At 60.2% G+C, this 9,121-nt stretch carries 7 protein-coding genes and 1 pseudogene (2 of these 8 only partly in view); all 8 read right to left on the reverse strand.

Annotated elements, in window-relative coordinates; all coding sequences use genetic code 11:
- Positions 1 to 1,424, reverse strand: partial view of a glycoside hydrolase gene (locus tag FVQ81_10015; protein ID MBW7996880.1) — the 5' portion only. It extends 166 nt beyond the left edge of the window; the window shows 1,424 of its 1,590 coding nt (coding positions 1-1,424); it begins with the start codon at positions 1,422 to 1,424; its stop codon lies off the left edge, out of view.
- Between the two features lie 154 nt (positions 1,425 to 1,578).
- Positions 1,579 to 3,348 (reverse strand): hypothetical protein, encoded by a 1,770-nt coding sequence (locus FVQ81_10020; protein ID MBW7996881.1) that lies wholly within the window; start codon positions 3,346 to 3,348, stop codon positions 1,579 to 1,581.
- Positions 3,348 to 4,550, reverse strand: a complete 1,203-nt coding sequence (locus FVQ81_10025; protein MBW7996882.1) for a hypothetical protein — start codon at positions 4,548 to 4,550, stop codon at positions 3,348 to 3,350. The genes FVQ81_10020 and FVQ81_10025 overlap by 1 nt, the downstream gene beginning before the upstream one ends.
- 10 nt (positions 4,551 to 4,560) lie before the next feature.
- A complete protein-coding gene (locus FVQ81_10030; protein MBW7996883.1) occupies positions 4,561 to 4,986 on the reverse strand; it encodes a CBS domain-containing protein in 426 nt (141 codons plus the stop codon).
- 268 nt (positions 4,987 to 5,254) lie between these two features.
- The gene (locus FVQ81_10035) at positions 5,255 to 6,394 is read right to left on the reverse strand and encodes a hypothetical protein (protein ID MBW7996884.1); all 1,140 of its coding nucleotides are present in this window, start codon (positions 6,392 to 6,394) and stop codon (positions 5,255 to 5,257) included.
- A 127-nt stretch (positions 6,395 to 6,521) separates the two neighbouring features.
- Positions 6,522 to 7,865 carry an aspartate kinase gene (locus FVQ81_10040; GenBank protein ID MBW7996885.1) on the reverse strand — a complete coding sequence of 448 codons (1,344 nt, stop codon included), beginning with the start codon at positions 7,863 to 7,865 and terminating at the stop codon, positions 6,522 to 6,524.
- A 149-nt stretch (positions 7,866 to 8,014) separates the two neighbouring features.
- Positions 8,015 to 9,064: a tetratricopeptide repeat protein gene (locus FVQ81_10045; GenBank protein MBW7996886.1), complete on the reverse strand. Its 1,050-nt coding sequence runs from the start codon at positions 9,062 to 9,064 to the stop codon at positions 8,015 to 8,017.
- Positions 8,959 to 9,121, reverse strand: a pseudogene (locus tag FVQ81_10050) (AAA family ATPase) (it continues 3,611 nt past the right edge of the window). The gene FVQ81_10045 and the pseudogene FVQ81_10050 overlap by 106 nt, the downstream one beginning before the upstream one ends.

A 9,121-nucleotide genomic window follows, 5' to 3' on the forward strand; every position in this document is an offset into this window, starting at 1 on the left:
ACTCCGCGCATCACAACTGCAGGGCCGCCGCCGCCGCCGGGCTTTTGCTCGCTGAACCCGTCGATATCCAGCCCCGTCACGTCGTCGAACACCAGCGCCGGACGCTCATCCCCCCGCGCCAGCTCGAGATCGATCCCTTCCATGCGGATACCCTCCACGTGGCGGCAATAGATCCCCCAGGCCGGCAGCATGCCGAACATAGTGCCCTCCGGGTATTTTGCCGGATGTTCGGGGACCTCGCGCACGGCCTGCCCGGCGGTGCCGCCTCCGGGGTAGGTGATCCGGATATCGCGCAGGGTGATATTGCGTACCGGGTGGCCGGGCAGGCCGGTGATCGAGCAGGCGATACTGTCGATATCACTGGCGACTATATTGCTGATCAAGATATTCCTCATCGTGCCCATGCCCGGCCGGTTGCCTTCCTTGTAGGGACGTGCGCGGTTGCCCAGCCGGACGAATATGGGCACTTTGACGTTACGGATAGCGAGGTTGGTGATAGTCACGTTCTCGAACACGCCACCGTCCACCAGTTCCAGCGACACTCCGGAAAGACCCCTGCTGCGGCGGTTCAGATATCCGGGAGGGCCCGTGGTGTAATCCGAGTTGATCGAGCAGTTGGAGATCGTGATGTTGCGGAACCCCCCGTTGCTCTCGGTGCCCATCTTGATTGCGTTGCACTGGGTGCGCAGCACGCAGTTGGTGATCGACACGTTCTCGGTGATCACTCCGGCTGTGCTCTTGAGCGTAATCGCATCGTCCTCGCAGTCAGCGTAGCAGTCGGAGAGCCAGACATTCCGGCAGCAGTCGATATCGATCATGTCGTTGTTGCGGTTCACCTGGCTGATTACTGTCAGGCCACGCACCTGGAGGTAGTCGCAGTCGAGGTAGTGCTGGACCCACATCGGCGAGTTGCGCAGGGTTATTCCCTCCACCCGGACATTGCTGCACGAAACCATCCGGATCATGTACGGCCGGCCGATATAATCTGGGAAATCCCAGTTCTCGTCTCCCCCCTGCCCATCGATAGTGCCGCTGCCTGTGACCGCCACCTCATGCAGTCCCTCACCCTGGATCAGCGCGTGGCGGACGTAGTTGTCCGTGTAGGAGCGGAACGAGGCGATCACTTCTGGGTAGTCTGCGATATCCGTACTGGCCAGCAGTACCGAACCATGCTCCAGGCGCAGTTCGATCCTGCTTTTGAGGAAAATCGTACCGGTCAGGTAGCGGCCCCTGGGCACAGAGACTGTCCCGCCGCCGGCCCCGGCAGCGGCATTGATCGCGGCCTGGATAGCGTCGGTGTCCAGTGTCCGACCGTCGCCGGCAGCGCCGAAATCACGGATGTCGTACGTAGCGGCTCCCAGGATACAAACGCTCAGCGCCAGCAAAATGACTGCCGCGGATAAGGCACGGCCTGCTTTATCCATGGTTGTTCCCCTTCCTGTTTAATACTTCAACGAGTCTCCAGTTGGGATGTGCTAACGGAGTGAAAATATAGTTCTCACCGCCGGCGCGGGCCAACAAAAAGCCCCGACCTGTAGGGGCCGGGGCCTGTTTCGATTTTTCTTGTCCCGGAGTGCTCTACTTGCCCTTCTTTCCGTTGCTGAAAATCAGCTTGCCTTCCATCCCTTTTTTCACCTCGGGGAGTTCCTTGCCGAACAGCAAGGAAAGCAGGGTCGGTGCCACGTCGCTGAGCGTGGCGTCGTCGCGAAGAGGCGCCGTTTTGGGACCGATTATAAACAGGGGCACCTTGTTGGCGGTGTGGAACGTATTCGGCTCGCCGTCGGCGGTGATCATCTCCTCGATATTGCCGTGGTCGGCGGTGATCATCGCAAACCCTCCCTTTGCACGGATCGCGGTAATAATCCGCTCCAGGCTCTTATCGACCGCCATCATACTCTGGATTCCCGCGCTGACATCTCCGGTATGGCCCACCATGTCCGGGTTGCAGAGGTTGACCAGCAGGACAGTGTTCTCGTCGCCGTTCTCGATCAGATCTACCACCTTGTCGGTCAAGTCCTCGATCTCGATCCGGGGATATTTCTGGTATGGTTCGAACTTGTAACCCGGTTCGCCCTTGTGCTGGTCGTACTCCTTGGTGTAGCGACGGACCTCTGGAGGAAGCGGGATCGTGATCCGTTCCTCGCCGGGCAGAGGGTCGCCGACCTTGTTGCCCGAGAGCAGAGTGAGCGCCTTGGCCTTGTCCACCCCGCTGACCCGGTACTGGCTGATCTTGTGATTGGCCAGCACTTTTCCCAGGCTGATATCCTGCACCGCTTCGCGGAACGCCACCGGGCAATGCATGCCGCGATAGTATTCCACCAGACCGACAATGTGCAGAGTGTCGTACTGGAGGTCGGGACGGTGCTCCCAGCGCTTGAACCGTTTGAGTCCGCTGTAGGTATCGTCGGCGCTGTCGCGCAACTCATCGGTGAGGACCGAGACCGGCTCCACCAGCATCCGCATCAGGAATTCGCCGCGGTCCTTGCGGAAGTTCCAGTGGATCAGCACGTCGTGGTTATCGACTCCCTTGTAGTCGCCGAGGACGGTGGGAGTGACATACTGATCTGTCAGGCCCTTGTCGTAGGCTTTTTTCAGCGCCGCTTCCGGCTCCTCCAGCCGCGGCCCCTGGCCCTCGATAATCGCCCGGAAAGTGGCCTCGGTCTTGTACCAGCTTTCGGCGCTGCGGTTCATCGTGATATCCCGCCCGCCGATAGTGGCCACCGTGAACTCGACCTCCCTGTCGCCGATAATTTCTTCGGCCGTGGTGCGCAAATCTTCCAGGAAGCGCGGCGCGCTGAAGGGCGGGGTCCCGCGGCCGTCGGAGAAATAATGGATTACGATCTTTTTGGCGCCGCGCTGGACAATCCGCCGCAGGATAGAGTAGAGGTGATAGATGTGGCTGTGCTCTTTGTTATTGGAGACCAGGCCCAGCAGGTGCACGGCGCTGCCGTGGGCCTGGGCGTAGTCTATCGCCTCGTCGATCACCGGGTTGATCATCGCTCCGTTCTCGATCGCGCTGTCGAGCTGGTACATCGGGTGCACGTAGTCCACTCCGCTGAGGACCTCGTGTCCCACCGCCGTGCTGCCCTTGGCTCCCTCGGGCATTCCCACCCTTGGCCCGACAGCGATAATCTCGGTGCAACTGGTGACGTCGCTGAAACGTCCGTTACGCCCGCATCCCGGAACATCGCACTTGCTGGCCCGCAGCTCGTCGAGAAACGGGGTTCTTGCCAGCGCCGCGCAGTTATAGGATTCCTCCTCCCTGATCCCGCAGCCGTCCATGATAATCAGGGCGCCCGGCCCCTTGAACCCGCGTTGATTTGGTTCCTTATTGGAAGAGCGGCTCATTACCTGGCTTCCTCCTTCGTCAGCTCGTACTGGCTGTAGTCTATCTCCACCCGCTCGCCCATTTTCCCGGTCAGGAAACGGATGATCTTGTAAACGGAATCGTCGAAATCAACGTTGTCGACCACAAAAATTTCCTGTTCAGCGGAGTTCTCAATCAGCGCATCCTGGATTTTGCGGATGCTTTCGAAATTCTCCAGGTACTTCTCCAAACTTCGCTGCGGATTTTCCTCGTCGCGCGTGATGAAGCGGTTACGGTGACTTTCCTCCTCGGTGGTACAGATCAGTATCTGGATGATAATCGAGCCATCGGCCAGTTCATCGGGCCACTTGGAGGGCAGAATGTGGACACCCTCGAGGATCATCGACAGGTTCTCTTTCACCGCGCGGCGCATGATTGCCCGTACGCCCACATTGACCCGCTGTGCCTGCTCCTGGAACGCGCTGATCACCGGGTCGGCCTTGACTCCGAACGGGCGCTCGAGGGTTTTCCAGACGGTATAGCTTGATTCGTGGACCGAGGGCAGCAGCTGCCTGCTGATCATCCCGCGCATGATCTCGCGGATCGTGTCCGTGCCGATTACCCGGGTGATACCAAGGCGGTGGGCGATCTCGACGGCCAGCGACGATTTGCCGGTGCCGGTCGCTCCGCTGAAAAGCAGGATCAGCGGCTTGTCCGGACCCTTGAGTGTCCGCCAGAGAAGGTAATGGCGCGCGTACTCCTGGCCGAAATCGTTGCGCAGCTTGCTGTAGGTGTGACGGCGCAGTTGGCCGCGGCTGATTTTCTGTACGCCGCGCTCACTGAAATCGACCGCCATCCGCTCGGCGACCTCGTGGGCGATCTCGGGACCCAGGCCCGCGGCCAGCAGGCTCTGGGCCAGGATACCCCGGCTGAACGGCTCTTGCTCCTGGCCATCGCTGACATAGATCGCCTCGCCGTGCAGCTTCCATTTCTCATAGCTGTCGGCCACCTGCTCGCCAAGTTCATCCTCGATCAGCTTGAGCGTGCGCTGTTTGAGCTGGCGGCGGTGAATCTCGCTGAGGCCCTCTTCGAGCAGCATGCTCTGGATGCGGCTGGCGATCTGGTAAGCCTGTTCGCTGCCCAACCCGGCGCGCATCAGCGAGCGGGCCATCAATCCCCTTGAATACGGAAAGCTGAATCCGTCGGAGAGGACGATGAAGTTCTGTTCGTGGTGATCGGGCATAGTTCCGCTGTCAGATTTTCAGTTCTTTGAGGCCGCTGACCAGCTTACAGGCGTCCTGGCTGGAGATTATGCCCACCGGTTTGCCGTCCTTCACCACCGGCAGCCTGTGGATTTTTTTCTCCACCATCGTGTTGAATACCTGCTGCACGTCGTCATCCTCGCCGCAGGTGAATACGTCGGCCGTCATGATCCCTTCCACCCAGTTGTACTTGCCCTTGTCTTCCTGCTGCTCGTCGATAGAGATGTGGATCCTGATCAGGCGGTCGATCGCCTTGACGATATCGCGGCCGCTGACAATCCCGATCAGTTTCCCGTCGCCGTCAACAACCGGCGCACCGGTGATCCGGTTCTGCTCCAGCAGCATCACCAGTTTGCGGATAGACATATCGCCGGTGACAGTGAGCACGTTGTGGGTCATCAGATTTTTTACTTTCATGCGGACTCCCTGCTCAAGGACTGCTTTTGGGTCGAGATACGCCGGGACGCCGGAGAGGAAAGCGATATGCACTGAGGCAAGCACCGTCTGCTGGCAGCAATTCTCCCCGGACGCCGGTAGTGCGTGATACAGCGGCAGGATTGCGGCTGTCTCTTCATTGTACTCTCACGCCGAATCCTTTGTCAAGTAAAGCATTGGCGGGATTATAAAACAAAAGCAGGCCGGACTCCCGACGGCCTGCTTCAGGCAATTATGAATAACGCTCAAATCAGAGTTCGTTCCCGCGCCACGGACCGGTGACCTCCCGCGGGAGGTTGCGAAAGCGGGCATACTCCAGGGCGAATTCCTCCCCGTCGAATCCATCATCCGGCTCCAGCTCGCTCAGGGCCACGGGACGGCCCAGCTCACGGCTCTTGCCCGCGGCGATCAGGATCCGGCAGGCCTCGACCTGCTCGTTGATCGGCTTGTCCGCGCGGCGGGTGGCGATACTGCCGGCCAGGCCGGAGAGGATAGCCGGGTAGGGGCTGCCGTGGTCCGGAACAAAACTGACCAGCTCGTGGTCGGTAAGGAGCACAATCTCGTTCTCGTTACGCGCCCAGCCGAGATTGAGCACCACCGGCGGACGGCCGTCGTAGCGGACGTGGATAAGATGCTGTTTGCGGTAGAAATCGACGTAGTTCACGCTCAGCGCCCCGGGACCCATCACCTCCTGGGCCAGTTCGGTGCCGTGAATCCCGTAGTAGATCAGGTCGAGCATATCGTAGCGGCTGTGGGAATTGATATGGCCGTAGACAGTGACATTCACGCGGTCGTCGCGGGCCTGGAACTCTTTCTTGAAAGCGGGCAGGTTCGGCGCGTAGCGGTACGTGCTGCCCCCGAAAATCGGCGTACGGTACTTTGCGCTCAACTCCAGCAGCTTCCGCGCATCGCGCTCGGTGCCCACCACAGGCTTGTCGATAAAAACCGGCTTACCAGCGGTGATAAACGGCTCGGCGTCGCGGACATGGCTCTCCCAGTTGACCGCGATCGAAAACGCCACGTCCACCAGCGGCACCATCTGCTCCGGTGAATCGCAGACCTGCTTGACCTTGTAGTCGGCCACGAACTTATCCGTCCGCTCCTGTCCGTAGACCATGCCCCGGTTGGTAATCGCCACCAGCTCGGCGCCCTCCACGGCGGCAATTGCCCGGGCGAACGTGTCGGCGTGGCTGGTGTCCAGTTCCAGCAGGCCTACCCGCAGCGCTCCGCCGCCGGGCCGGCTGACTTTCAGCGGAGCACTCGTTTGTGCCGCAGCCCGCCCGGCGAGAGCGTTCCCGATAACGGCCGCTCCAGCGGCGGCGGCCAGGTGTGTGCCGATAAACTTGCGACGTTTCATCCTTGTCTCCCAGTCGTATTTATTATCCACCATTTGTCATACTCTCTAAGATTCGCTCTCAATATTATAACCGTAATCAGGAGGCGATTCAAGCAAGACAAGATAAAAAAAAGGGCGGGATAAATCTCCCGCCCTGCGTGTTTCAACTGTAATCCGACGGTTAGCTGATACAGGCGTAGTAGAGCGCCTTGATCGCCCGGTCCGCGTCCTTGTCGTCGACCAGGAAAGTGATATTGATCTCGCTGCCGCCCTGGGCGATCATCTCGACATTCACGCCCGCGGTGCCCAGGGTGCTGAACACCCGGCCCGAGACACCCGGGGTGTGACGCATGCCCTCGCCGACGATACAGATAATCGTCTGGCCCGGCTCCAGGGTGACATTGGCGAACTCCTTCAACTCCTCGATCACCTTGTCCAGGTTTTTGCTCTGGTTGAGCGTCATCGAGATCGAGACCTCGGTGGTGGCCATCACCTCGATATCGATCCCGTAGGTGGCGAAAATGGTGAAAATCCGGGCCATGTATCCGCTGGCGCCCAGCATACGCGTGGACTCGATACTGAGCATGTCCACGCCCCTCTTGTGCGCAATCGCCTTGATCACCTTGTTCTGCTTGATATGCTCGGCGTGGATCGTCGTGCCCTCGTCACCGGGCTTGAACGAGTTGAGTATCACCACCGGGATATTCTTGCGCATCGCCGGTTCGATTGTTTTGGGATGCAGGACCCGGGCGCCGAAGGCGGCCAGCTCCTTGGCCTCGTCGAAACTGATAACTTCCAGCCGCTCGGCGTCGGGGACCAGGCGAGGGTCTGCGCTGCGCATCCCGCTTACGTCGGTCCAGATCTGGATCTCCCCGGCCTTGAACGCCGCTCCCACCAGCGCGGCCGTGTAGTCGCTGCCGCCGCGTCCCAGCGTGGTCACCCGGCCGTCGGCGGTGTGGCCCACGAAACCCGGCAAAACAAGTGTCTTCTTCTCCTTGCGGAACTTGCCGAGAATCTTTTTCTCGTTTTCCTCGGACACAGTCGCGTCCTGGAAGTTCTCGTCGGTGATAATATCCAGCTCGTCAACGTCCACGCAGCGCGCGGGCGTACCCCTGTCGTTCAGCACGGCGGCCACGATATTGCTCGAAAGCCGCTCGCCGAAACTGAAAATCTCGTCGAGGTACTCCTCGTAGGGACGGTCGAGATTTTTCAGAGCCACCTTGAGCTTGCTCCAGACCGGGCTGATAAGCTGCCACGACAGGCCCAGTTTCCTGAGCACTTCCTCGTGCTTGACCCTGATCCCGTCCAGGTTTTCCTGATACGGTTTGTGGGCGTGTGCCAGTTCGGCCATTGCTTCGAGCTGGTCGGTTATTTTAACCTCACCGGCTTCGCTGACTCCCACCGCGCTCACAACCACCAGCGGCCTGCGCTCGATACGCGAGGCCACAATATCGGCCACTGCCTGGATTCTCTCGGCGGTAGCCACGCTGGTCCCGCCGAATTTCATTACGACGCGTCCCATCATTGCTCCATCGGATTACCAACTGAATTGACAGGAATTTGATTCTCCTGAGTAACACCCGTCAAGCAAGGAACTTAAACTTTAAACATAAGTATTCCGCGTCAAATTTTCAATGGAAATGCCATCAACTGCCGCCGGCCCTGCCTCCCCTGCTACTCGAACCGCTTCGCCACCGCAGCGCAGAATTCGCCGAACGCGGCGCTGTCCACTTTTTCCGCTGTTTCCCTGAGTTCTGTGAACAGGGGCCGCGCCTCCCTCAGCTTCCCGGATTCGAATTCGATCTTCCATGTCAGCAGCGCCCGCAGACTGAACATCAGGTTCTCCGGCTGACCCGCCTGGCGGGCCAGTTCGACACTCTCGGCCAGCATCTTTCCGCAGTCCTCTCGTTCGTCTTCGCCCGAGGCCGGGTCGCGGAGAATATCCGAGGCCACGTTGCGCAGCGCCCAGCTCCTGCCGAATACGTCTCCCAGCGATCCGGACAGACCCAGCGCACTGTCGTGGAACTTGCGTGCATGAGCGTAGTCGCCCTGCTCCCGGTAGATTTCACCCAGCAGGTTGTCGATATCCAGCCGCAGCATGTCCCAGCCGCCCTTGCGGGCCATCCTGTCGGCGGGCAGCAGCACTTTCAGCGCGGCCTCGCTGCGGCCCAGGCTGTGCAGCATCTCGGCCAGGTTGTAGCGTGTGCCAACCACAAACTCCAGGTACCCGATCCGCTCGCCGATATCCAGGGCCTGACGGTACCACGGCTCGGCCTCCCCGCAGCGCTCCATGAACATGTAGCACTCGCCGATATTGAATTTCAACGCGGCCAGCTCCCTGGTCGGCCCCACCAGCATCTCCAGACGGTCGTGCTCGGAGCGCAGGGTCTCCAGCGCCCTGCCGTTGCGCCCGCTGTCATTATCGACCACGCTCATGTTGATCCGCACCTGGATCTCGGTTTTCAAATCGCCGGTCGCGACGGCGATCTCCAGCGCCTTGCGCAGCCAGACCATCGCTTCCTCCAGCCGGAACGCCTTGGACAGCGCCAGAGCCCGCGAGTTATAGAGCATGGACCTGATCCTGCGGAAACGGTCCTCGCCTTCGTCGTCCACCAGGCTCAGCGCGAAATCGTAAGTCTCCACGGCCTCATCCATCCTGCCCCGGCGGACCGCGATACTGCCCCGGTTGCGCAGCAGGGTGGCCAGAAAAATCCGCGCCTCCACGTCCGCTCCCCCGCCGGAGACCTGACGGAAAATTTCCTCTGCCCGGTCCAGGTGACT

The organism is Candidatus Glassbacteria bacterium (genome assembly GCA_019456185.1).
Taxonomy (GTDB): domain Bacteria; phylum Gemmatimonadota; class Glassbacteria; order GWA2-58-10; family GWA2-58-10; genus JAJRTS01.